The following is a 24654-nucleotide window of genomic DNA, read 5'->3' on the forward strand; positions in this document are numbered from 1 at the left end:
GGGACTCAACAGCGAAGCGTCGGTAAGCAACGAATGTTAAAAATACAAACAAAAATGCCAGCACCCGCAGGCACCGGCATTTTTGAGAAGTTCATGCGGTATGAAAGACTAATAACCGGGGTTCTGTATTAGCTTACTATTCCGGTTTATTTCGTCGCGGTTAATAGGCAGGAAGTAGACTTTATCGTTCCACTTCCGGTTTTCCTTACCCGTTCCCAAATCCTGCACTTTATACGAGTACGTGTAATTCTCTTTACTGTACTTGTAGGTCGTAACGGATGCACCCGGTTTGAGTTTGCCCGTTACAATCATGATTTTGGCCTGCTGACCATTCGTTTGGGGGGCAATCATCCACCGACGAACGTCGTAGAAACGCTGGTCTTCCAAAAACATTTCGACGTTTCGCTCATTCTGGTAGCGGGCCACAAGTGCGGCACCCGTTTCGGTGATGGCGGGCATACCTGCCCGAAACCGGATTTTGTTGAGCCAGGTTTTGGCTTCTGCATCCTGACCCAGCATCAGACAGGCTTCGACGTAGTTGAACACCACTTCCGTAAAGCGAATCTGAATCGATGGAATTTCCTGACGGACACTCTGGTCAATAATGCCGGGGTCATCGTTGAAAAACTTACGGATGCCGTAGCCTGTCCAGGTACCATTCCAGTTCTCGATAGAACTGTTACGCGTATCCAAACCCGAATATTTGCTTGGGTTAGCCGAAGTGCCGACTTCGTACTCACCCATCTGAATCTGCCCGGCCGGGTCGATACCGGCACCATCGGCTGTGCGGGGTTTCCATTGGGCGCCATCATACAAAATAGACGCGTAGAAGCGGGGGTCACGGTTTTCGTAGGGAGCCGCAGCGTGAGCTGGTTTATTCCAGTCGAATTTACTACCGTCCATCATTTCATAGTTGTCCACCATTTGCTGCGTTGGCTCACTGGATGTCCAGCCGTGATACCCGTTAGGCTGATTGTTGCGCGGAAACCAGGAACCATTGGCATCATTGGAGGCCCGGATGTAGTACTTCAGGAAAATACCGTCGGCTTCACCGCCATTTCGGGAGAGTGATATATTCACGTAGTTGGCCTGCGCTTCATCGGGTGTTGCCGGAGCTGCCAGGTTCAGTTTGTAGCCGTACTGATTCAGGTCGATAACGGCTTTGGCTGCATCCTGCGCTTTTTTCCAACGTGCTGTCTGGTCACCACTCACGTAGCCCAGCAGTTCGGGATTAGCGAAGCCGCCAATCACGGTCGACTTGGCTTTGGCCGTTGGAATGTTGTGCAAATCACTGGCAGCATACAGCAGCACCCGTGCCTTGAGCGACATAGCAGCTCCCATCGTAGCCCGACCTGCATCCATTTTACGGCCTTTCAGCAACGCAGCGGATGAGTCCAAATCAGTAACGATAGAGTTGACACACTCCTCGTAGGAGTTCCGGGCGATGGTGAATTCCGGCTCATCCAGCGTGTAAGGCGTTTTGATAAGGGGAACACCACCGTAGTAACGTAGAAGCTGATTATAGTAGAAGGCACGCATAAAGTACATTTCTCCACGCAACCGACCAGCCAAATCACCGCTGTTTTGAAAACCCGGCTTGGCTAATTTTGCCAGAGCGATATTTGATGCCCGAATCCGGGCATACATGGCTCCCCATTCCATCATAGGCGTCACCGTTCCGATGTTAGACGGACTTACGTTGGATTCCATAACATCCTGTTTACCGAAGCTATACAGGGCGTTATCGGTCTGGCAATCAAAACTCATTTGGGCTAGTACACCATCCCGTAGACCGTTATATACATCTGTTACGAAGGCTTCGGAGAGGGCACGGTCAGTCCATACGGCGTCACCCGGTAGTTTGTCGAGCGGTTTGGTGTCCAGAAAATCGGTGTTACAGGCGATCATCGTTGTGCCCAATAGCAGGCCGAACGACAGACACTTAGTTATATAGTTCATAATGTGCTGATTTTTCGGTTAGAAACTGACTGACAAACCCGTGTTGATAACCCGTGCCTGTGGGTAATACTGGCCATTACCAGCGGTCGATTCAGGATCGTATATCCCTTTCATGGCAGGGGCATACGTGGCTAAGTTTAGTCCGTTTACATAAACCCGCAGGTTGTTCAACCCAACTTTGCTGGCGATGCCGTTCGGTAGGGTGTAGCCTAATTCGAGGTTTTTCAGGCGGATATAGTCGGTTTTCCGCAGCCAGTAGGTGGTGCCGTTGGAGAAGTACTGATTGTTACGGTCCACGATGCGGGGATCAACGGTGCTTGGGTTATCCACCGTCCAGCGATGGTCGAAGCTCCACTGGAGGAAGTTGCCAATCGTACCTGATTCAGTCTGGAAGTAGATTTGCCCACCAGCTGAGCCTTGAAAGAGAACACTCAGGTCGAAGTTTTTCCAGCGTGCGCCTAAGCTCACCCCCCCCTGAAAACGGGGCTGGTTATTGCGGTCGGCCCGAACCCGGTCGTTTGCGTCAATTTTACCGTTACCGTCGATGTCTTTCAGACGCATATCGCCAGGGCGCAGCAAACTGGCACCTACTCCGCTATAATCTACCGTGTTAGCATCAATATCCGCCTGGGTGCTAAATATGCCATCGTACTGATAAAGAAGCGTTCCGTTTGCGTTGTTCGGGTTGTTTACATCGCTCGGAATAGGCTTGCCGGTTGACCGCTGCCATTCTGGTGCGCCGGGGGTTTCGTCCCAGAACGTAATGGTGTTCTTGGCATACCCACCATTCACACTAACATTGTATTTGAAGTCGCCCGCCTGACCATTGTAGCCAACCCGGAATTCGTAGCCCTTGTTAGTCACCCGACCGATGTTGGTAGCGGGTAAAGTGGCACCAGTCGTTTGCGGTATGGAAGCACTTTTACGCCACAGGATGTTCGAGCGTTTGTTCTGGAACACGTCGAACTCGAAGAAGACTTTGCCATTCAGCACCGAACCTTCCAGACCAATATCGGCATTGTTGGCTACTTCCCAGGTTAGCTTGGTGTTGGGTACGCCGTTTTCGTAGATGGTTTGGGATACCTGCCCGTTGGTTACGTAGCCCCAGTTTGAATTGACGGGGTCACCATAGGCGTAGGTTGGCAGGTAATCATACTCGCGCAGGTTACCGTTGAAATAAACCTGGTCATTACCCAACTGCCCCCATGATCCCCGCAGTTTCAGTGAACTGATGGCGGGTAAGGCTTTCTTGATGAAGTCTTCTTCCGAAAGCCGCCAGCCTGCCGTTACGCCGGGGAAGAAGCCCCAGCGGGACGAACTTGGGAACATGTACGAACCATCGTACCGCCACAGGAACTCCGCAATGTATTTTTCCTTGTAGTTATAAGCCGCCCGCCCAAAATAACTCATCCGGGCACGCTGCCAGGCAGCTGTCGTGTTGGCTACCTGCTGCGTGCTGCTTCCGGCAAACAACTGGTCAACAGCCGTAGAGTTGTAGTACTGGCGGAAGCCCGAAAACCCGTTGGAATTGGATTGCTCTTTGGTGATACCCGCGAGCAGCGTTACGGCGTGGCTGGCTCCGAAGGTGTGGTCGTACGTCAGAATACCCGACAGCAGTGAGTTAAACTGGTCGTTGGTGTACTGATTCAGGGTAGCCTGTGCCGTAGGCCCTTTCTGTACGCGCGTCAGGATTTGGTCTTTGTTCGCATCATAGGATTTGTAATCCCAGCTATAGACGTACCAGGGCGTGTTCCATGTTTTACCCTGCTGGATATATTTGTCCAACGCTACGCTGGCGGTCAGCTTGAGGCCCGGTACCCAGGGGTTTGTGATGTTGAGGCTGGCGTTGCTTTGCAGGTAGTAGCGGGTATCCCGGTCATAACCCGTGGCACTGGTTGTAATTAATACCGGCTGCTCACCGTTCTCAATGTCAGGACCCGGCAGGCCATTAGGCCAGTAGGCTGGTTTGTTGGGATAGCCCCGCATCAGCATCCGAAAAATAGTTCCGGCACTTTTGGTGGGGAACGCACGGTTCTCCTGACGACCCACTACGCCCGTAACTAAGTTAATGTACTTGTTTACTTTGGCATCTAAGTTCAGGCGGAAGTCATACTGCTTATAACCCGTTGCCGAGTTTTTGTAGTAGCCATCCTGACTCTGGTAGTTGACCGATGTCAGGTACTTGATGTTCTCCGAACCACCCACTAATTGTAGCGTGTGCCGGGACTGGGGAGACCAGGTTTTCAGGGCGGCCCCGTACCAATCGGTATTAGGGTGCCCCCAGGGGTCGGAGCCATCTTTATACTTCTGGATGTCGTCGGGGGTGAAGGCGGCTTTAGCGATAGACCCATCGGGCTGGGTGTAACTGCCCGTTGTGGCAAAGGCATCTGAAGCTGCTTTCCAGTACTGCGACTTCAGGTTATAGACGTTGATTTCGTTATTTAACTGCGCGTATTCTGCAGCTGTTGCCGTTTTAGGAATGACCGTTGGCTGACCAAACCCCTGATTAAAGTTGTACGACAGTTCGGGCTTGCCGCTTTTACCCCGCTTGGTCGTAACCAGAATAACGCCGTTAGCAGCCCGCGAGCCATAAATAGCCGCCGAAGCGTCTTTCAGTACCGAAACACTTTCGATATCGGCAGGATTCAGGCGGTCGAGGCCACCAGCCCGCGCTGGTACGCCGTCGATAACGATGAGCGCGTCATTGTTTCCAAGTGTGTTGGAACCCCGGATGCGGATGGCGGCCCCATCGTAACCGGGTTCGCCACTGGCGTTGGTGGCAATAACACCCGGCATCCGGCCCGCAAACGAGTTGGAGAGGTTAACGGCTGGTGATTTGACAAGGTCGGTACCTTTTACGGTGGCTACAGCCCCGGTTACGGTTTCCTTCTTCTGTTCACCATAACCTACTACGACTACCTCGCTCAGCATTTTGTCGTCCGAAGCGAGGGTTAGGTTGACGGAATTACGGCCATTGAGGGGAATCTCCTGACTGGTAAAGCCAATGTAGGAGAAGACCAGCGTCGAGTTTGGACTGGGTACGTTCAGGGCATAATCCCCCTCTGCCGAACTGACGGTACCGGTAGTGGTGCCCTTCACCACGATGCTAACGCCTGGCAGAGCCAGCCCCTGGGCATCAACCACTTTTCCGGTGACTTTCGATTGGGCAATAGCGGCCACTGAGACGAATAAACTCAGAAGCAGTAGCAGGCCGAACGCGCGTCGGTGTGGCCGATTTGGCGTTGTCAGGAAGGTATCGTCGCGGATAATGCGACCCTTCTCGTTTGTAAATTGTTTTAGCATAAGCTTTTTGGGGTTTACTTATTGGTAACACCCCAAAAAGCTTCTACTTAGGTCTATCTACCTACCGAATTTTACTCAAAAATGACTTTTTTTTAACTATATTTTAATTAAAACTTGGTATAGTTCAATCAGCTCTGGATAAAACTGGACCCGTTAATAGCGGGTAGTGTTAACTAATCCGCCCCCAGTTGTTTTCGCTTTGCTTGTGGGAATCGACGTGGTTTCGGACGGGGGCGTGTTGGGGGAGGAGGAGTTCCGGGTCTTCGTTCAGGATGGCCTGTGCCGATTCGCGGGCGGCTGTCAGTATGGCTCCGTCTTTGGCCAAATCGGCAATCATCAGGTCCAGGGCGCCACTTTGCTGGGTGCCAGCCAGGTCGCCGGGGCCGCGTAGCTGTAGATCCACGTCGGCAATCTCGAACCCGTTGTTGGTGCGCACCATCGTTTCGAGCCGGGTGCGGGTGTCGCTGCTGAGTTTGTAGCCGGTCATCATCACACAGTACGACTGGTCGGCACCCCGACCCACGCGCCCCCGCAACTGGTGTAATTGCGAGAGTCCGAACCGTTCGGCGCTTTCAATGACCATCACGCTGGCATTCGGTACATTTACACCTACTTCAATAACGGTAGTAGCGACCATGATATGGGTTTCTTTTTTGAGAAACCGCTTCATTTCATCGTCTTTTTCGTAGGGCAGCATTTTGCCGTGCAGCATCCCTACCTCGTATTTGGGCCGGGGAAAAGCCCGCTGCATACTCTCGAAGCCATCCGTCAGGTCTTTGTAATCCAGCTTCTCGGATTCTTCGATGAGCGGATACACAACGTATACCTGCCTGCCCAACTCAATCTGCTGCCGCATGAATCCGAACACCTCCGACCGGTGCTTATCGTACTTATGCACCGTTTTGATGGGTTTCCGGCCTTTTGGTAGTTCGTCGATAACCGATACGTCCAGGTTTCCGTAAAGCGTCATGGCGAGCGTGCGCGGAATGGGCGTGGCCGTCATGACCAGAATATGCGGGGGTACTACCTCATTTTTGGCCCATAGTTTGGCCCGTTGTGCTACGCCAAAGCGGTGCTGCTCGTCAATAATGCACAGACCCAGGTTTTTGTACTGCACTACATCTTCCAGCAGGGCGTGCGTGCCCACCAGAATGTGCATTTTGCCCGATTGTAGTTCGTCGTGGAGGACGGCCCGGCGTTTTTTGTTAGTGGAGCCGGTCAGAATACCGAGGTTCAGGCCCATCGCTTCAGCAAAAGGTTGCAGCCCTTTGTAGTGCTGGTCGGCCAGGATTTCGGTGGGGGCCATCAGGCAGGCCTGCGCCCCGTTGCCAACGGCCATCAGGCAGGCAATAAAAGCCACGATGGTTTTGCCACTGCCCACGTCGCCCTGCAGGAGCCTGTTCATCTGCCTGCCGGTCAGGAAATCGGCGTAAATCTCCTTGATAACCCGTTGTTGCGCCCCTGTCAGCTCGAAGGGTAGGAGTTCATTGTAAAAATGCTTCATCAGGCTGGTATCCCGGAAAACCTGTCCCGGAAACTCTTCCTTCTGAATTAGCTTGTTTTTGATGAGCCGGAGTTGATTGTAGAACAGTTCCTCAAACTTCAGCCGTCGTTGCGCCTGCTTGAGCCAGCCCTGATTCTGGGGCAGGTGAATGTTCCACATGGCTTCCCGCTTGCCAATGAGCCGGTACTGCTGAATCAGGGCATCGGGCAGGGTTTCGCGGATGTGGGGCCACGCCTGTTCGAGCAGGGTCCGCATGGCCTTGCCCAGTATTTTACTATCGAGGTGCCGCTTACGGAGTTTATCGGTGAGGTTATAGACCGGGAAAAAACCGGCTTCCTGTTCGGAGCCGGTAGCCGTATTTTCCAGCTCGGGATGAACGATGCTGAACTGCCCGTTAAAGGATTGGGGCTTACCGTAGGCGATGTACTCGCCATCGCGCCGGAGGATTTTCTCGATGTAGGTAACGCCCTGAAACCACACCAGACTCATGGTGCCGGTGCTATCCTGAAAGTTGGCCACCAGCCGTTTCTTGGGTCCCTCACCCTCCATGTACCAGTCGCGGAGCCGCCCGCGCACCTGCGCCGAGGGCATAGAGTCGATCAACTCGCTGATGGTATAATAGCGGGTGCGGTCGTCGTAGCGAAAGGGATAGTATTGAATCAGGTCGCCGTAGGTGAACAGATTCAGCTCTTTGTTGAGCAACTCTGTCCGCTGCGGCCCCAACCCTTTCAGGTAAAGAAGCGGGGTATCAAAAAAAGTAGCGCGTTCGGTCATAACGGACCCTGCAAATGCTGGTTTAACCATTCTGAACTGACCAAATTTACGCAATTCTGGCAGAAACAGACAAGGTAAACGGGTTCTTACCCGCTAATTTGTCCAGTTGAAAGCGGATTAGCCGGTCACGTACAAGGTGTTTTTATCAGTACTCAGGGTGGTTTTATACAACTGCTCGGCGGTTCGGGGAGGGGCCATTTTTACACTGCCATCGGTATTGAACAGGCCGCCATGCCAGGGACACCGAAAGTCGTCCTGACTGATGCGATACCAGAGCGGACCGCCATCATGGGTACATTCATTACTGATCGCAACATAGGTGCCATTTTTTGTGTTGGCCACCACTACCCCGCCCACCGTCACGAATTGACCAGCCGTTTTTAGTTTAGCATTTTCGGGCCGTGTGAGGTCGAGGGTGAAATCAATCTTTCCGGTACCGGGATTCGTATTGCCGACTGCTACGCCTGCCGAGTCAGTACCGTCGGTGGGGTCGGCAACAACACTGTCCGACTTAGTACATCCCTGAAAGTAGAGGGCCGACAGGGCGGCCGCGCTCATGCCCAGGCTACGCAAAAAAGCGGCCCGGTTGATGGAGGTTGTCGTGGGTTGGTGAGCCATGTCTCCGTTAAACGTTTGTCTGTCACCGACATGCGGTAACCGCCAAAGTTGTGGTATTCCGGTGAAACAGATGTGAAGTCACTGTTAACAAAGGCAGAAAATGGATTATAATCTCATTAAAGCGACGCTCGACTAGTCATCCGCCCTTCCCAGCCCAAACGCCACGCCCGCGTAGATATCCAAACCGCGGGGACTAATGCCGTTGGATTTGTTGCCTAGTAGGCCAAGCAGGTTTTCGGTACCCAGCCAGCCGGGACCAACCCGGATGGAGCCACCCGCCGTGAAGCCCCCGTTCAGATAGGCCATCGGTACGGCCAGACTAAGCCAGCGGGCATCGTAGCGGGGAGTAACCGCCACGATGGTAGGTCGGTGAAGGGCTGTTGCCTGCACCGACCGGGCATCCAGCAAACAGGTCAGGTTGATGCCCAGACCACCGGGTAACTGATAATCGGCCGTCAGGTTCAGCGAGGTAGGCAGGCCCTCTCTAAAGCTGGTACTGTTGGGGGTTCGGCCGTTGCTCAGTTTATTCTGAATAACCTGAACGATGGCACCCGTTCCATTCAGGTTGTTGAAATCACTGCCGTTGAACCGTACCGGGTTTGTGCCAATATCCGTATAAGAGTATTGCTGACCCTGGTAAGTCAGGCCACCAATATCGGTCAGGGCGATGCCCAGTTGCAGCGATGGACTGTATTCATCGTAGTGGTCTACGTACGTAAGGCCAACATCGACCCCGAAACCCCGCCCCGGTGCCGACGCGCTGAACAGCGTAGACGGGGTCAAACTCCGGTTTTGCAGAAAAGTAGTGTAAGCCAGCGTAGCATCCAGTTTGTTAACTTCCAGAAAAATATCGTTTCTGTTATCGGGATTCTGGACGATGCGGTAGTTGAGGCCACGGTTAATTACATGCTGGGCATTGTAACCCAGCAAAAACTTGGTAGTCGCACCGAACAGTAATTTCCGCCCGTCATTTTCCATGAGGGTTCCGGCGTATGTCAACCCTACTTCGGCAAACGTGCTGGTGTTACCACTCAGTTTGTTATCGCTGCTGGGAATGCCATACAGCGATCCATCACTCAAACTGGACCGTAGGGAAGACAGCAGTGATTCTGATGCCCCAAATACCTGTGCAACGGCCCGAAACCGGGTAGTTACCGCAAAGGCCGACCGTTCGCCCGCCTTTATCAGGAAAGAAGGACCGCGCACTTCGCCCCATACCGTTCCATTTTTTGGCTTGCCGTCCAGCGTTTCACGGGTGTAATCCGTTTCGAACTGAACGGTGCCACTGGCATTTTTATACTGCGGCTGTACCCGGCCGGTAATGAGCCGGAGCAGAGAAAACGGGGCCTGATACCGCACGTAATTATTATCGATATGCCCGGTGCCGGTAACGACATTCAGGTAAAATTTCGACGGAGAGTCGGCGGCCAGGGCGGGGTTGATATAGAGTCGGTTGGTGCCTCCGTACCGGCTTGTTGAAATGCCAAGCATGTTCTGAGAAAAAACGGGAGCAGCCGCTACTATAAATAGCCCCAGGAAAAGTAAATACTTCATGTAGTGTATATGAATGGGAATTATACTGGTAAAGAAACGCAAAACCGCCATCAGGGGTTAGCCGATGGCGGTTTTAATTGAGTGAACGGTACGAAGTAGCGGTTGAAATGAGCCTATCCTATCCAAAAGTAAATTTTATCCGGATAAATTCTGGTTTTCAGCCAGCAACAGGCAGGGAGTGTATGGGGCTGGTCACAGAAAGATAACCTTTGGCCGGGAATGGGGCCGGTCAAACATCTGCCCGTACATCCGGTTTAAACGGGTACTGTCGTCAAACAAAGCGTTACTGACGAATTGACTCAACATCCCAAACACGAAACCATGGACAGCATCAATCGGGAACAGGAAGAAAAAAACCACCAGGATTTACAGAATACCGAAGCAGGTAAGAAAATCAGAGAACTGGCGGACAAAGCCAGCACCTGCTTTTTTGGTACGGGCATAAAAACCGGCAAACCACTTACGGTGCGCCCCATGGCGGTTCAGAAAATGGATGATGCCGGTAATCTCTGGTTTTTGAGTGCCAATGATAGCCATAAGAATAAGGACATAGCGGAGGATAACCACGTGCAGTTGTTGTTTCAGGGATCGACCCACTCCGACTTCCTTAGTCTGTACGGACGGGCCACTATCTCGACCGACAAAGCACTCATCAAGGAACTGTGGGAGCCGATTCTGAAAACGTGGTTTACGGGAGGTGAAGACGACCCCCGGATAACGGTCATTAAAGTAGAAACCATTGAAGGCTACTACTGGGACAATAAACACGGCGATGCCGTTGCCTTCCTGAAGATGGCCGCCGGGGCCGTTATGGGAAAAACAATGGATGATTCCATTGAGGGAAAGCTTACGGTGTAGAGGAAGTTTCAGTAGCTACAGCACCCTATTTTTCTAAACGCCCCGTGCCGGGGCGTTTCTTTTTGGGCGGGTACCGTAGAACAGGGTCTTTTAGAACGTGTTTGCGTTCACGTTGATTCTGGTTTTTAGTAACCCAGTAGCGCATACCTTTACGCTCGAAGAAACGGACTGATACGATGCCAAATTTGTACATTATGGCCGGACCCAACGGGGCCGGGAAGACCACTACGGCTTATACGTTGCTGCCCGAAATTCTGAATGTTTGGGAGTTTGTCAACGCGGATGAGATAGCAAGAGGATTATCCCCATTTCAGCCCAATACCGTAGCGTTTGAGGCTGGGCGACTTATGCTGCTACGAATTGATTCTTTGCTCAAAAAAAGAACTGATTTTTCCTTTGAAACAACCTTATCTACAAGGTCCTATGTACAGACTATTCGCCGGGCGCAGGAAGCGGGCTATACCGTGACACTTTTCTTCATATATTTATCCTCACCGGAGATGGCGGTTGAGCGGGTAGCCAAGCGCGTATCAATGGGTGGACACAATATTCCTACCGATGTTGTTCATCGTAGGTACGAACGGGCCTTGAAAAATTTGTTTTCGTTGTACCTGCCACTGTGTGATTCTTTTTTGGTCGTCAACAACAGCGGTAACGAGCCGGTGGAGATTGCGAAAGGTGGTTTGTTCATGTCAGATATTGTAACTAATCCAACTTTGTGGAATTCTTTAAGAAATCAATATGGAAACGGTAACTAAGAAAGAAGACATTCTAGAAAAAGCGATGGTGGGTTTCCGGCTCGCTCACAAACGGTTGGTCGAAAAAGCCAAACGCGATGATGAAGAGTTGGTCATTGCCGATAAAGATGGCAAACCCGTTCGCGTGAAAGCCCGCGACCTGTAATGTATAATCCTGTTTAACGATACGAGAAAACGCCCGTTGCGAACGGGCGTTTTTGTTTTTCCCCAATACCGGTGCTATCGCTATCTTTACGGCCTACAACTCCATCAATACCCGTCTTCTTTTATGAAATACTGGCTTTCCATTTGTTTTATCGTTGCCCTCATCCTGCCCGCACAGGCCCAAATGACAGCGACGGGCAACTTCGTCCGCGATAATTACCAGAAAACAGAATATAAAGTCTCCATGCGCGACGGGACGAAACTGCACACGACGGTGTACGCCCCCAAAGATGCCTCGGCCACAAAGCAGTACCCGTTTCTGATGCAGCGGACCTGTTACAGCGTGGCTCCTTACGGCCCTGATGCCTATCCGGCCCAGCTTGGTCCGTCGGAAACGCTCATGCGCAACAAGTTTATTTTCGTATACCAGGATGTGCGGGGGCGCTGGAACTCGGAAGGCACCTGGACGAACATGACTCCCAACCTGCCCGACCCACCGGCCGCTCCCGCCAAAAAAGGACGCAAAGCAGCGTCGGCAACAGCCGGTAAAGCGTCGGCCGGGTCGCCCGATGAAAGTTCGGATACGTATGATACCATCGAGTGGCTGCTGAAAAACGTACCCAACAACAACGGTCGGGTGGGGCAGTGGGGGATTAGCTACCCCGGTTTCTACACGGCGGCTTCCCTGCCCGATGCCCACCCGGCGCTGAAAGCCGCTTCGCCCCAGGCGCCGGTTTCCGACTTTTTCTTCGACGATTTTCACCACAACGGCGCGTTCATTCAGGCCTACCTGTTCACCTTTCCGGTATTCGGCATTCAGCATTCGGGACCAACGACAAAGGCGTGGTACAATGACGGGTTTATAGAGACAGGCACTAAAGACGGGTTTCAGTTTCAGTACGACCTCGGCCCGCTCAAAAATGTCGACAAATACTACAAGGATAATTTCTACTGGCAGGAAACGGTCAACCATCCTAATTACGACGAGTTCTGGCAGAAGCGCAGCATCCTCCCCGCCCTGAAAACGGTTCGTCCGGCGGTGATGACGGTGGGCGGCTGGTTCGATGCCGAAGACCTGTACGGCCCACTGAACATTTACAAGACCATCGAGAAAAACAACCCCAATACGTATAACACGCTGGTGATGGGGCCATTTGGTCATGGCCGGTGGAGCCGCGAAACGGGTCATACCCTGCACAGCAATGTATACTTCGGCGATAGCATCGCTACGTTTTATCAGCGCAACATCGAAGCCAAATTCTTTACGCACTTTTTGAAAGGCGCGGGTGATGGCAAAACGGGCCTGCCCGAAGCCTACCTGTTCAATACGGGCCGGAACGAATGGAAACAGTTCGATAAGTGGCCAGCCGCTGAAGCCCAGACGAAACCGTACTTCCTGAATCCCGATGGGAAACTGACCGAAGCCAGTGCTTCCGGAACGGGTTTCTCAGAATTCGTCAGCGACCCCATGAAGCCGGTGCCGTATACCGAAGATAACACGACGATGCTTGGCTTTACGCCGTTCAACTACATGTCGGAAGACCAGCGCTTTGCCAGTCGTCGACCGGATGTGCTGACGTTTCAGACCGATGTCCTGACCGAAGACCTGACGCTGGGGGGCGAAATTATGGCCAAACTGAAAGTAAGCACGACGGGTACGGATGCAGACTGGGTTGTAAAACTTATCGACGTGTACCCTCCCGACGAACCGAACCACGCCTACATGCCGAACAAGAATATTGTACTTGGCAACTACCAGCAGATGGTCCGGTCGGAATCCATGCGGGGCCGGTTCCGCAACTCCTTCGAGAAACCCGAACCGTTCAAAGCGGGCGAAGTGACAGATGTGAATTTCCGGTTGCAGGATGTGCTACATACGTTCAAAAAAGGGCATCGGATGATGATTCAGGTACAAAGCACCTGGTTCCCCCTCATCGACCGAAATCCGCAGACATACGTGGATAATATCTTCAAGGCCGATGAAAAGGATTTTCAGAAGGCTACCCACCGCGTCTACGGTAACTCCGTGATTGAGGTTCAGGTGTTGAAATAAAACCAGTTGCTATATCAGGCAGTTGTTGACGTGTATTCCGTGAGCGAGTGATTTAAATCGCCCGCTTACGGAACATACTAACATTGGAATGACATTAACAAAAACGCATTAACTATGAAAGCGATCTGGAATGGCGAGACAATTGCCGAAAGCAATGACACCATTGTTGTCGAAAACAACCATTATTTTCCTAAAGACTCGGTAAAGGCCGATTACCTGACGGATAGCAGCACGCACACAACCTGCCCCTGGAAAGGGCTGGCTTCGTATTACTCGCTGTCGGTCGATGGAAAAACGAATCCCGATGCCGCCTGGTACTACCCCGACCCTAAACAGGCCGCCAGCCAGATTAAAGACTACGTGGCTTTCTGGAAAGGCGTTAAAGTAGTCGAATGATAGAGCTTCGTGACCTGACCAAACAGTTTGCCGGTCACACGGCTGTCGACGGCGTTTCGCTGCACGTTGGTCAGGGCGAAACGCTGGTGCTGCTGGGCACCAGCGGCTGCGGAAAAACGACTACCCTGAAAATGATTAACCGACTGATTGAACCTACCAGTGGATCAATCCGTGTTGATGGGATTGACGTGCGGCAGCAACCTGGTCCCGAATTTCGGCGACGCATTGGGTACGTCATTCAGGACGGGGGGCTGTTTCCGCACTATACCGTGGCGGAGGCTATTGCCACCGTTCCAAAACTGCTCGGCTGGGAAGCCGACGTCATTCAGGCGCGAACCCGCGAACTGATGGCCAAATTACAACTGCCCGAAACGGTCCTGTCGCGCTACCCCGGCGAACTGAGCGGAGGGCAGCGCCAGCGCATCGGGCTGGCGCGGGCACTGGCCGCCCGGCCCCCGGTGGTGCTGATGGATGAGCCCTTCGGCGCCCTCGACCCCTTTACCCGTCGGCACGTTCGGCGGGAGTTGTTCGGATTGAACGAACTGCGCGAAACAACGGTGGTGCTCGTAACGCACGATGTTAGTGAAGCCCTCGAACTGGCCGACCGCATTGCGTTGATGGACAAGGGAAGGATTATCCAGATTGGCTCGCCGGATGAACTGCTGAATCAGCCCGCTACCGATTTCGTCCGGGAGTTTCTGGACGACAAGCCCCACCGGCTGCATGACTGATACGGCTCAGTTTATTCTCATTGGCAGAGAAGCCGAAACAGTAGTTGTGTAGTTCTTCTCTAATGTATATCCTAAGTCGATTTGTAGGATAGTAAGCATACTATTTGGGTTATATATTATACAGTTGTTTGATAATCAGGTATATATACGTTCTATTTTGCGGAGTTTTCCTCTTTAATCATGACTGGTTAAGGCCTACTTTTACGCACGTTTCTGCTCCAGTTAGCCCGAGCGGGTGGTAAACGCAGGGAAATTAGTAAACTGTTGAACCTTAACTACTTAAAACTATGGCACTCCGATTCATAAGAGATCGTGTTGTTTTTCCTTCAACCAGAGACCGTATTCAAAATGAGTCACGAACGGTGGCTTTCCCAGGCAATGTTCGCACGGCACACATTGCACTCAATGGATTCGATATTAGTTACGTAGATGGCGACCACCACATTTTGAGGCAGATTGTCGATATCAGTGACCCGGTTATCAATGGTAACGCTGTGACTTACAACGTAAACCTGCTGCTGCGGGACAGTTCCGGAAATATTGATGACCGTTTCCAGGGTACTGTGGATACGTTAATTATTGCCGATACCGCTAATTGACAGGGTTTCCTACAAATAGGTAGGTTATAGTGGGCTATCAGAGAGGGTTGACGAAAGGCAGATACGCGCTTTTGTCAACCCTTTCGGGTTATTTTATGAACCGATTGATTTAGATTATACTTGTGTTTTTACCAATCCTGCTGAATGCCAGCCGGGAAAAAGCCCTTCTTTTAATCCGGATTCTTAGTGCATGACTGACTTTTTTACCTTCGTCCGCGACCATGCCGATAAACTGCTGGAACAAACGCTGACGCACATTGGTCTGACGTTCCTGTCATTGCTGGTGGCGTTGCTGATTGGGGTACCGCTGGGCATCCTGATTGCGCGTCGGCAACGGCTGGCGGGTGGTGTTCTGGGCGTAGCGGGGGTGTTGCAAACGGTACCTAGTGTGGCCCTGCTGGGTTTTCTGATTCCGGTACTCGGCATTGGTATTGGTCCCGCGCTGGTGGCGCTGTTCCTGTATGCACTTCTTCCTATCATTCGCAATACATACGTCGGCATTACGGAAGTGAGTCCGTCGGTGAAAGAAGCAGCTCGCGGACTCGGTATGACGCCCAATCAGGTACTGACCAGGGTGGAATTTCCGCTGGCACTACCCGTCATTTTTGCGGGTATCCGTACCGCAACGGTCATCAACGTGGGTGTGGCTACGCTGGCTGCCTACGTAGCAGCTGGTGGACTGGGTGAGTTTATTTTCAGCGGTATTGCGCTGAGCAACGTAAACATGATGCTGGCAGGAGCCATTCCGGCGGCTCTGCTGGCCGTTGGCTTTGATTTCGGATTAGCCCGATTGCAGCAATTATCAGGGCGTAAACTTCGGGTGGGGGCACTGGCTTTTGTGGCACTGGTTCCCTTCATATCCGCTTTTTATTTGCTACCCGGCCGGCAGGATAAACTTATTGCCGGGTTTGCCCACGAGTTCTATGGTCGTACCGATGGCTATCCGGGGCTGCAAAAAACGTACGGCCTACAGCTACGGCCCCGGCTCATCGACCAGAACCTGATGTACGAAGCTATACATCGGGGGCAGGTCGATATCATCAGTGGTTACTCCACCGACGGGCGCATCAACGCCTTCGACCTGCTGGTGCTGGACGATAACCGCCACGCGTTTCCTCCCTACGCTGCCGCCCCCGTTATCCGAAAAGCAACTCTGAATCGCTACCCGGACCTGGAACCGACACTCAACAAACTGGCGGGTAAGCTCACCGATTCGGTCATGACGGCTCTGAACTACCGCGTCGATTATCAAAAGGAATCACCGGAAAAGGTTGCGCGGGACTTCCTGAACCAAACTGGTTTGTATAAAAAGCCGTCATCAGTCAACCGTACCGAAACGGTGGTGGTGGGCACGAAGGTGTTTACGGAGCAATACATTCTGGCTGAGCTATACCGGCAACTTATCGAAGGGCAAACGAACCTGCGCGTCGTTACGAAAACGGGCTTGGGAGGCACGCAAATCTGCTTCGATGCTCTGCGGACGGGGACCATAGATTTTTACCCTGAATACACCGGAACGGGACTGCTGGTTATTATGCAACCACCCGCTGAAACCTTACAGCAACTGCCCATGCAAACGGATTCTGTGTATCAGTTTGTGCAGCAGCAGTTTCAGGCACGCTACCAGATGGACTGGCTAAAGCCGCTGGGATTCAACAATAGCTATTGCCTGATGATGCGCCGAGAGCAGGCCCGACAACTGGGCATCCGATCTATTGAGGATCTGGTTCGGTATCTGGACCCGAAGTGAAGTCCAGAATAGAGGTACGCTCACTTTTCAACACTACACGCTCAAAAATACCCCTAAAACCAGTTCTGGTAAGTATACTTTCTGTAAGTCAGTACGTTAGAGGACATAATTTCGATGTATGATTATTTTGTCTTTTTTATATATGAAAATAGGTGCTATATAAATGGTACCTATTTTTTGATTAAAAAATAGAAGTTATATAACTATATGGTTGCAAACTCTCTTAACCAAAGATTAATCTTTATTTTTGTCTTTCATCAAAACTAAATTAAACCGAATGAAACGTTTTATACTTCTTTTTCTGATGGTTTTTGGCAGTGCTTTTTGCACTATAGCCATAGCTCAGCAGGAACGGCAGGTGACGGGGAAAGTCACCGCAGCTGATAATGGAAGCCCTATACCGGGGGCATCTGTGGTGGCCAAAGGCACCACCAGAGGAACACAAACGGATGTGGATGGTAACTACACATTGACGTTGCCCGCCAATATCGGTACGCTGGTGTTTAGTTTCGTGGGCGTAACGACCCAGGAAGTGGCCGTAGGGAACCGGTCGGTTGTAAACGTGACCCTGAGCAACGATTCCCGCTCACTCGATGAGGTCGTTGTAACCGGGTACGGATCGCAGTCGAAGCGCAACCTGACGGGGAATATTGCCAAGGTGGGTGCGCGGGAGATTGAAAATATCCCGGTCCCGAGCGTAGAGCAGGCACTTCAGGGCAAAGTGGCCGGGGTGCAGATCACAGCCCTGAACGGTAAAGTAGGGCAGGGGCTGCAAATCAAAGTGCGCGGTTCGGCCTCACTGACTGCCAGTAGCCAGCCCCTGTACGTAGTTGATGGTATTCCGATCACCTCGGCGGATCAGTCTTCTACAACGGCTCCCACCAACCCCATTGCCGATTTGAACCCCAACGACATTGAGTCGCTCGAAATTCTTAAGGATGCTGCATCATCGGCTATTTACGGGTCACGGGCCTCGAATGGTGTTGTACTGATTACCACCAAAAAAGGGCGGGCTGGTAAAACAACCTTCGATGCCGGTGTGCAGATTGGCGCCAGTAACCCGACTCACCTGCGGCAGTGGCTGAATACCCAGCAGTACGTTGAGTTGTTTCAGGAAGCGCGGGCCAACTCGGCTGCTTTGGGCATTCCGGTTTATTCGGCCACCTCACTAACGAACCGCTTCACACGCTATGCCGCTGGTGATGCCGCTGGCTGGCAGGGTGCCAACCCTACCTACAACACCGACTGGCAGCAACAGGCTTTCCAAAAAGCTCCTTCGCAGCAGTATGATCTGAGTGCGCGTGGTGGTGATGCCAAGACCCGTTTCTTCATCTCCGGGCAATACTTCGACCAGAGTGGAACGTTGATTAAAAACCGGTTTCGCCGGTTGAGTGGCCGGGTTAATCTGGACCACAGTGCTACGGACAAACTGACGCTGGGTGTGAACATGAACCTGTCGCACTCGATCAACGACCGGGTGTCGAACGATAACGCGTTCTCGACGCCGTTGCAGATTGTGGCGCTGCCGCCCATGACACCAGTCATCGACCCGCGCACGAATCAACTGAGTGGCGATTACACGCTGTATTACAATCCGTTGCTGAACCGCGATTTTGCCGCTATCCAGGCGCGGGTGTACCGCATCATCGGCAATGTGTACGCCGATTATAAACTGATGCCGGGTTTATCCTTCCGAACCGAATTCGGTACGGACCTCCTGGGGCAACAGGAAGAAGAGTATTACGGACGTGAAACGTCCCGGAACACCGGTGCCGCCAACGGCTTGGGCTCGAACAGTTTCCGGCAGGTGACCAACTATACCACAAACAACTTCTTCTCCTTTGGGCGGACAATTGCCGAAAAGCACGACATCGACGCAACATTGGGAATGTCGTACCAGGAATCGCGGGCGAACTTTAACTCGGTAACGGGCCAGCAATTCCCGAGTGATGCGTACAAGCAACTTACGGCAGCAGCCAAAATTACGGCGGGTACCGGAACAGAATCGAGCTATAGCTTCCTGTCCTATTTTGCCCGGGTGAATTACCGCTTCAATAACAAATACCTGATCGGGGCATCGGGTCGTATCGACGGGTCGTCGCGCTTCGGAACAAATAACCGGTATGGTTTCTTTCCGGCCGTTTCGGCAGGCTGGATCCTGACAGAAGAGTCGTTCCTGAAAAACGTGCAGGCGCTTAGCCTGCTGAAAATTCGGGCCAGCTATGGCCTGACGGGTAATGCTGAAATTGGTGATTTCAGTTCGCAGGCTCTGTACGCGGCTACGAATAACACGGGTGCATCTGCCGGATACGCGGGCATACCGGGCCAGGCTCCCTCGCAGATACCAAACCCGGACCTTACCTGGGAAAAAACGCTGCAAACGGACATCGGTCTTGAATTCGGTTTTCTGGACAACCGCTTTTCGGGCGAACTGGATTATTACGAGAAAAATACCAGTGGTTTACTGCTGAACGTGAACGTACCGGGTTCCTCGGGTTTCCGGACGCAGTTGCGCAACGTTGGTAAACTGCAAAATAAAGGTTTCGAGTTTGTTTTTAACTCCAAAAACATAACGGGTGCGTTCAACTGGTCTACCTCGTTGAACATTGCCTACAACAAAAACGTAGTAACCGATTTGGGGGGTACTACCATTACGGGTAGCTTTCTGAACCGGGCGCAGGAAGGGCAGCCCCTGGGTGTGTTTGTCGGACCGGAGTACGCGGGTGTGGATGTGCAGAATGGCGATGCACTTTACTACAAAAACACGACCAACGCTGATGGTAGCATCGACCACACTACGACCAACGACTACAACAGTGCCGCATACGTGCCACTGGGCAATCCGTCTCCCAAGTTCATTGGCGGTATCACCAACACCTTCAGCTTTGCGGGAGTTGACCTGAGCGTGTTATTCAATGGCCAGTTTGGGAATTACATCTACAACGGTGGTGGTAAATTTCAGTCGGCCAACGGTGATTTCTTCGATAACCAGTCGGTCGATCAGTTGGACCGGTGGCGTAAACCGGGCGACGTAACCAACGTACCACAGGCCCGCCTGCTGGGCGGCAACGGTACGGGGGAGTCGTCACGCTATCTGCAAAAAGGCGATTACGTTCGCCTGCGGACCCTTACGCTGGGGTATACGTTGCCCAAAGCGTTGCTGAGCAGTATCCATCTGAACCGGGTTCGGATTTACGTAACGGGCCAGAACCTGCTGACGTTTACCGGCTATACCGGCTGGGACCCGGAGGTGAACTCCGACGCGTATGTGACGGGGGCCAGAGGGCCCATCAACATCGGGGTTGACTTCTATTCGGCTCCGCAACCGCGTACCATCATTGGCGGACTTCAAATTGGTTTTTAATCGACGACGAAAGACAAATCATGAAAACATATAAAATCTTTACACTGGTCTCTACCCTGTCGGTTGGTCTCTGGCTGACCGCCTGCAACAGCCAGCTCGATATTAAGCCGGTAAACTCGGTCGCTACCAGTCAGGCACTAAGCACGGCTGCCGATCTAAACGCCCTTTTGGTGGGTGCCTACGATGGGCTGGGTGGTGTTAACCTATACGGCGGCAGTTTTATTCGCGATGCCGAATTACTGGCAACCGTACCCTCTACGGGCGATGTGCTCTGGACAGGGACATTTGTAGCTCCCCAGCAGATTTACGTTAAACGGATACTGGTAAACAACGATCAGGCCGATGCGACCTGGACCAATGCCTACCGTACCATCAATATCTGTAATACGGTGCTGGCTAACCTGAATCTGGCCCTCGCAGCCGACAAGGACCGTATTGAAGGCGAGGCCAAGTTTATTCGGGGTTCCCTGTATTTTGAACTGGTTCGCCTGTACGGCAAAACCTGGGGCGATGGTGATAACAACACGAATCCCGGCGTACCGATTGTGACGACACCAACCGTTGTGCTGGATGCCAGTTCCAACGTGCCGCGTAGCTCAGTAGCGGCTGTGTACACGCAGGCTCTCCAGGACCTGACCGATGCCGCGGCCAAACTCCCGGTCTCCAATGGGTTCTTCGCCACACAGGGAGCTTCCAATGCACAACTATCCCGGGTATATCTGCAAAAAGCCGACTACCCAAATGCAGCCAAAGCGGCCGATGCGGTCATTTCGAGCAAAGCGTATCAGTTAGTCCCACTGGCTAATGTGTTCGACACGCGGCAGTCTCAGAATGGTGCCAACACCGCCGAAACCATTTTCGCTATCCAGAACACGGACCAGGATGGTATCAACGACCTGAACACGTTCTACGGCTCCTCGGACGTAGGAGGGCGGGGTGATATCGAACTGACCGACACATTCCTCAGTCAGTTTTCGGCGGCCGATGGTCGGGCTGGTTTGATTTATACCGATGCCGTGGATGCTATCCGAACGGTTAAGTTTATCAATCAGTATGGCAACATTCAGGTGTTTCGGCTGGCCGAAATGTATCTGACCCGCGCCGAAGCCAACTTCCGGGCGGGCACGTCGGTTGGTGCTGCGCCACTGGCCGACATTAACCTGATTCGGACGCGGGCCGGTGCAGCCCCACTGACGGCAGCTCAGCTTACCCTGGCGAACATCCTGCGGGAACGCCGGCTCGAACTGGCCTTTGAGGGTACGTATATCCACGACCTGAAACGGACCAAAGCCAGTGTGGGAACGCTGGCGTACAATGACCCGAAGCTGATTTTTCCGGTTCCACTACGGGAGGTAACAACCAACCCCACGCTGGTTCAGAATACCGGTTACTAGAAAAAGACCGGCAAACAAAATGCGCCCGCCCTAATTTAGGGCGGGCGCATTTTGTTTGCATTAAACCCTAAACTACCAGGCATGGTCAAACGTTTATCAATAAACCAGTAGTCATAAACAGTCAGGTAGTGTCAATCGATAGTCATTTGGTGTAAACAGCTGATTGATGAAATGTTAACAACCAATGGCCATGACCATGCCTGACTATCCATGACGAAGTACTTAAATACCCAACTACCTCAACTGAAATGATCATGAACCGTCGATTACTTACCTGTCTTATACTGCTACTGGTTGCGTCGGGACTGCGGGCGCAGTACACAACCGAGAATCCCCGTGTCGATGATGTCAACGACCGCGACGTATCCATCAAGCGCGTTGAACTAACGGAGCAGTACACCATTGTGTATATGAAATTTGAAGCACCTAACGCTAAAAAAGGCATACCCGGCAGCGACTGGCCATTCCGGATTCCGATGCCCAACGGAAGCGGTGGGTTATCAGGTAATAATATCGGTTTTCAGCCCTCTTCGCGCCTGTACGTCAATCAGGGAGAGCGTTCGTACAAGTTTATCCGGGCAGAAAATATCCCGCCCGAAACCAGTCGGAGCGTTCAGCCCGGTGAGCGGGTAGATTTCGTCGCTTATTTTGAGCGGGTTGACCCTGGCTACACGGTGTTTGACTTGTTCGAATGCCGGGATACGAAAACCACCGTTTGCTTTAACTTCTGGGGCGTTCACATTATCAATCCGAAAAAGAAAGATACCTACGCCCAGCGTACGCCCAGAACACCGGTTCCGGTTCAGCCCAAACCGCAAACCCCACAACCTAAGTATACACCCCGTACGTCGCCCGGTTTAGGTTCACCGGAGCCTGTGCCCAAACCCGCCGAGCCTGCTGCACCCGCGCCTACGGCGGTAGCCATCAAAGGCGTAACGCGGAATGCCAAAACGAAGAAGCCCATTGTGGCTACCGTAACGTACCAGCTCATTTCCGGGGCCGAATCGGCGGGCGATGACCCGGCTGACTCCGTACGGAGCGTTAGTCCGACGGGTAATTACAAAATTGATATCGACAAGCGCGGTGTCTATGCCGTTACGGCCTCGGCCAAAGGGTATTTCAGTCAGCGCGATACACTGGCGACGAACCGTATCGACGTAGCGCGTAATTTTGATCTGGTACCCATTGAAGCAGGGGCCAAGGTAACCCTGAAAAACATTTATTTCGACGCGTCGAAGTATGACCTTCAACCCGAATCCTTTCCGGAACTGGACCGACTGGTAATGCTCTTGCAGGAGAACCCAACGATGAACATCCGGCTGGAAGGGCATACCGATACGGTGGGTGAATTCGACGCAAACGTTGAGCTGTCGCGCAACCGGGTCAACGAGGTAAAGGCCTATCTGGTCAATAAAGGAATCAGTACCGACCGCATCGAAACCGTTGGCTACGGCCCCTCACGGCCCATCAATACCAATAAAACCCTGAAAGAACGCCCCGAAAACCGGCGGGTGGAAATGGTGATCGTGAAGGTGTAATCCGGTCATCAGCTTCGCGTCATTACGTGGTCATTAACTTTCGCGTCATTAATTATCATTCGGTGGTCATTTCGAAGCGACAGATGACCACCAATGACGCGAAGCTAATGACTAACAATGACTACCAAATGACGCGCAGCTGATGACAATCAATACCATGAAACAACCCTTCGACCTTACTACCGTGCTGGCTCATGTGGAGGAGGCTATTCGTCCTTATCCGAAAGCGGCTATGTTCGATTTGTTCGAGCGAGGGTATAATACCCTGTTCGAGCAACTGATTTCGTGCATTGTTTCGATTCGAACGCTCGATGAAACGACCATTCCGGTGTCGCTGCGGCTGTTTGAGCAGGCACGAACGCCCGAACAGCTCCTCGCCCTCGATATTCCTACACTGACACAACTGCTCTACGGCACCACCTATCCCGACCAGAAAGCCTATACCATGCGCGGTATTGCCGAGCGGATTATAACCGAATTTGGCGGACAACTCCCCGCCGATTTTGCTACCCTGACCTCCCTGAAAGGGGTTGGACCCAAATGCGCCAACTTAGCGTTGGGCGTGGCGACGGGGCAGGCGGCTATCAGTGTGGATGTGCACGTGCATCGGGTGGTCAACCGCTGGGGGTATGTGCAGACTAAACAGCCCGAACAAACGCTGAAGGTACTGGAAACGCAGGTGCCCAAAGCGCAGTGGACAGACATCAACCGGTTACTGATGCCATTCGGGAAGCACATCTGCACCGGTACGCTGCCGCATTGTTCCACCTGCCCGGTGTTGCCCTGGTGCGCGCAGGCAGGCGTGGAGCGGCATCGCTGAACTACTCCTTCATCAGCGTCTGTTTCAAATCGTTCAGCGTACTCCGGCAGTCTTTATCAATCTGATGGTACAAATCGGCCTGCTGGTAGGCAGCCTGCTCTGCCAGTCTTAGGTCCGCTTCTTTGGTGCCGGTGGCCTTCGCTATTTCGTTTGCGGTACTACTACTGCCTAAAACGGGTACGGTCAGGCCATTTCCTTCTACAATCAATTCGGTGATGGTGGCCCGGTAACGGCCAAACTTGGGTTCGATGGTGAGTACGTACCGGACGAGTTGCTTATTGATGGGGAAGGAGGACTTAATGAATAGAATATTGTGCTCCTGGTCGTATTGTTGCTCAGTGGACAGATTGGCCGCATAATGATCGTTCGCCCACGCCCGGACCTGCTGCATCAGTTTCCGGGCGGGGAGTTTGGCATTCGGAACCCGCACAATTTCCTGGTACTGAACCTGCCCCACTTCGTTGGTTGGCAGGCGTACCTGCGCCAGGGCAGAGGTAGACAGGAACAGGGAGAGAATAAGGTAGTTCTTCATAAGTA

18 protein-coding genes are annotated in these 24654 nt (G+C 52.5%); 12 read left to right on the plus strand and 6 right to left on the minus strand.

Annotation, left to right across the window (positions count from 1 at the left end; translation table 11 throughout):
- Positions 1–108: 108 nt before the first annotated feature.
- The 5 genes from B157_RS0101045 to B157_RS0101065 all read right to left on the minus strand — a co-directional run bounded on the left by B157_RS0101045 (position 109) and on the right by B157_RS0101065 (position 9712).
- On the minus strand, positions 109–1959 hold the full coding sequence (locus tag B157_RS0101045; protein WP_020601516.1) for a RagB/SusD family nutrient uptake outer membrane protein: 1851 nt from the start codon (positions 1957–1959) through the stop codon (positions 109–111).
- An 18-nt stretch (positions 1960–1977) separates the two neighbouring features.
- The gene (locus B157_RS0101050) at positions 1978–5262 is read right to left on the minus strand and encodes a SusC/RagA family TonB-linked outer membrane protein (RefSeq protein ID WP_020601517.1); all 3285 of its coding nucleotides are present in this window, start codon (positions 5260–5262) and stop codon (positions 1978–1980) included.
- 169 nt (positions 5263–5431) lie between these two features.
- Positions 5432–7540: an ATP-dependent DNA helicase RecG gene (recG, locus tag B157_RS0101055; RefSeq protein WP_020601518.1), complete on the minus strand. Its 2109-nt coding sequence runs from the start codon at positions 7538–7540 to the stop codon at positions 5432–5434.
- A gap of 117 nt (positions 7541–7657) precedes the next feature.
- A complete protein-coding gene (locus B157_RS0101060) occupies positions 7658–8158 on the minus strand; it encodes a Rieske (2Fe-2S) protein (RefSeq protein ID WP_020601519.1) in 501 nt (166 codons plus the stop codon).
- 132 nt (positions 8159–8290) lie between these two features.
- A complete protein-coding gene (locus tag B157_RS0101065; RefSeq protein ID WP_041951834.1) occupies positions 8291–9712 on the minus strand; it encodes a DUF5723 family protein in 1422 nt (473 codons plus the stop codon).
- A 321-nt stretch (positions 9713–10033) separates the two neighbouring features.
- On the opposite strand from B157_RS0101065, the gene B157_RS0101070 reads away from it, so the two are divergent.
- The 12 genes from B157_RS0101070 (at position 10034) to B157_RS0101125 (ending at position 24117) form a co-directional block, all read left to right on the plus strand.
- On the plus strand, positions 10034–10570 hold the full coding sequence (locus tag B157_RS0101070) for a pyridoxamine 5'-phosphate oxidase family protein (RefSeq protein ID WP_020601521.1): 537 nt from the start codon (positions 10034–10036) through the stop codon (positions 10568–10570).
- Positions 10571–10713: 143 nt separating this feature from the next.
- Positions 10714–11328, plus strand: coding sequence for an ATPase (locus tag B157_RS0101075; protein ID WP_342664682.1), 615 nt, complete (start codon positions 10714–10716; stop codon positions 11326–11328).
- A complete protein-coding gene (locus B157_RS38785) occupies positions 11312–11473 on the plus strand; it encodes a hypothetical protein (RefSeq protein ID WP_020601523.1) in 162 nt (53 codons plus the stop codon). The genes B157_RS0101075 and B157_RS38785 overlap by 17 nt, the downstream gene beginning before the upstream one ends.
- Positions 11474–11596: 123 nt before the next feature.
- Positions 11597–13525, plus strand: a complete 1929-nt coding sequence (locus B157_RS0101085) for a CocE/NonD family hydrolase (protein ID WP_020601524.1) — start codon at positions 11597–11599, stop codon at positions 13523–13525.
- A 114-nt stretch (positions 13526–13639) separates the two neighbouring features.
- Positions 13640–13921: a DUF427 domain-containing protein gene (locus B157_RS0101090; RefSeq protein ID WP_020601525.1), complete on the plus strand. Its 282-nt coding sequence runs from the start codon at positions 13640–13642 to the stop codon at positions 13919–13921.
- Positions 13918–14652 (plus strand): ABC transporter ATP-binding protein, encoded by a 735-nt coding sequence (locus tag B157_RS0101095; RefSeq protein ID WP_020601526.1) that lies wholly within the window; start codon positions 13918–13920, stop codon positions 14650–14652. Before B157_RS0101090 ends, B157_RS0101095 begins: the two co-directional genes overlap by 4 nt.
- A gap of 287 nt (positions 14653–14939) precedes the next feature.
- The gene (locus B157_RS0101100) at positions 14940–15251 is read left to right on the plus strand and encodes a hypothetical protein (RefSeq protein ID WP_245565002.1); all 312 of its coding nucleotides are present in this window, start codon (positions 14940–14942) and stop codon (positions 15249–15251) included.
- Positions 15252–15441: 190 nt separating this feature from the next.
- Positions 15442–17001: an ABC transporter permease/substrate-binding protein gene (locus tag B157_RS0101105; RefSeq protein ID WP_020601528.1), complete on the plus strand. Its 1560-nt coding sequence runs from the start codon at positions 15442–15444 to the stop codon at positions 16999–17001.
- 277 nt (positions 17002–17278) lie between these two features.
- On the plus strand, positions 17279–20365 hold the full coding sequence (locus tag B157_RS0101110; RefSeq protein ID WP_020601529.1) for a SusC/RagA family TonB-linked outer membrane protein: 3087 nt from the start codon (positions 17279–17281) through the stop codon (positions 20363–20365).
- A 20-nt stretch (positions 20366–20385) separates the two neighbouring features.
- On the plus strand, positions 20386–21759 hold the full coding sequence (locus B157_RS0101115; protein WP_020601530.1) for a RagB/SusD family nutrient uptake outer membrane protein: 1374 nt from the start codon (positions 20386–20388) through the stop codon (positions 21757–21759).
- 248 nt (positions 21760–22007) lie between these two features.
- Positions 22008–23297, plus strand: coding sequence for an OmpA family protein (locus B157_RS0101120; RefSeq protein ID WP_020601531.1), 1290 nt, complete (start codon positions 22008–22010; stop codon positions 23295–23297).
- Positions 23298–23454: 157 nt separating this feature from the next.
- Positions 23455–24117, plus strand: coding sequence for an endonuclease III domain-containing protein (locus B157_RS0101125; RefSeq protein WP_026308400.1), 663 nt, complete (start codon positions 23455–23457; stop codon positions 24115–24117).
- Between the two features lies 1 nt (position 24118).
- On the opposite strand, the gene B157_RS0101130 is transcribed toward B157_RS0101125, so the two are convergent.
- Positions 24119–24649, minus strand: coding sequence for a DUF4468 domain-containing protein (locus B157_RS0101130; RefSeq protein WP_020601533.1), 531 nt, complete (start codon positions 24647–24649; stop codon positions 24119–24121).
- Positions 24650–24654 lie beyond the last annotated feature (5 nt).

Source organism: Spirosoma spitsbergense DSM 19989, from assembly GCF_000374085.1.
GTDB lineage: Bacteria > Bacteroidota > Bacteroidia > Cytophagales > Spirosomataceae > Spirosoma > Spirosoma spitsbergense.

What these genes read in the sequence shown, in the direction of transcription:
- B157_RS0101120 (WP_020601531.1), top strand. Translation starts at nt 22,008, where the DNA reads ATGATCATGAACCGTCGATTACTTACCTGTCTTATACTGCTACTGGTT.
- B157_RS38785 (WP_020601523.1), top strand. Translation starts at nt 11,312, where the DNA reads ATGGAAACGGTAACTAAGAAAGAAGACATTCTAGAAAAAGCGATGGTG.
- recG (WP_020601518.1), bottom strand. Translation starts at nt 7,540, where the DNA reads ATGACCGAACGCGCTACTTTTTTTGATACCCCGCTTCTTTACCTGAAA.
- B157_RS0101085 (WP_020601524.1), top strand. Translation starts at nt 11,597, where the DNA reads ATGAAATACTGGCTTTCCATTTGTTTTATCGTTGCCCTCATCCTGCCC.
- B157_RS0101100 (WP_245565002.1), top strand. Translation starts at nt 14,940, where the DNA reads ATGGCACTCCGATTCATAAGAGATCGTGTTGTTTTTCCTTCAACCAGA.
- B157_RS0101130 (WP_020601533.1), bottom strand. Translation starts at nt 24,649, where the DNA reads ATGAAGAACTACCTTATTCTCTCCCTGTTCCTGTCTACCTCTGCCCTG.
- B157_RS0101070 (WP_020601521.1), top strand. Translation starts at nt 10,034, where the DNA reads ATGGACAGCATCAATCGGGAACAGGAAGAAAAAAACCACCAGGATTTA.
- B157_RS0101045 (WP_020601516.1), bottom strand. Translation starts at nt 1,959, where the DNA reads ATGAACTATATAACTAAGTGTCTGTCGTTCGGCCTGCTATTGGGCACA.
- B157_RS0101060 (WP_020601519.1), bottom strand. Translation starts at nt 8,158, where the DNA reads ATGGCTCACCAACCCACGACAACCTCCATCAACCGGGCCGCTTTTTTG.
- B157_RS0101050 (WP_020601517.1), bottom strand. Translation starts at nt 5,262, where the DNA reads ATGCTAAAACAATTTACAAACGAGAAGGGTCGCATTATCCGCGACGAT.
- B157_RS0101065 (WP_041951834.1), bottom strand. Translation starts at nt 9,712, where the DNA reads ATGAAGTATTTACTTTTCCTGGGGCTATTTATAGTAGCGGCTGCTCCC.
- B157_RS0101125 (WP_026308400.1), top strand. Translation starts at nt 23,455, where the DNA reads ATGAAACAACCCTTCGACCTTACTACCGTGCTGGCTCATGTGGAGGAG.
- B157_RS0101090 (WP_020601525.1), top strand. Translation starts at nt 13,640, where the DNA reads ATGAAAGCGATCTGGAATGGCGAGACAATTGCCGAAAGCAATGACACC.
- B157_RS0101105 (WP_020601528.1), top strand. Translation starts at nt 15,442, where the DNA reads ATGACTGACTTTTTTACCTTCGTCCGCGACCATGCCGATAAACTGCTG.
- B157_RS0101110 (WP_020601529.1), top strand. Translation starts at nt 17,279, where the DNA reads ATGAAACGTTTTATACTTCTTTTTCTGATGGTTTTTGGCAGTGCTTTT.
- B157_RS0101115 (WP_020601530.1), top strand. Translation starts at nt 20,386, where the DNA reads ATGAAAACATATAAAATCTTTACACTGGTCTCTACCCTGTCGGTTGGT.
- B157_RS0101095 (WP_020601526.1), top strand. Translation starts at nt 13,918, where the DNA reads ATGATAGAGCTTCGTGACCTGACCAAACAGTTTGCCGGTCACACGGCT.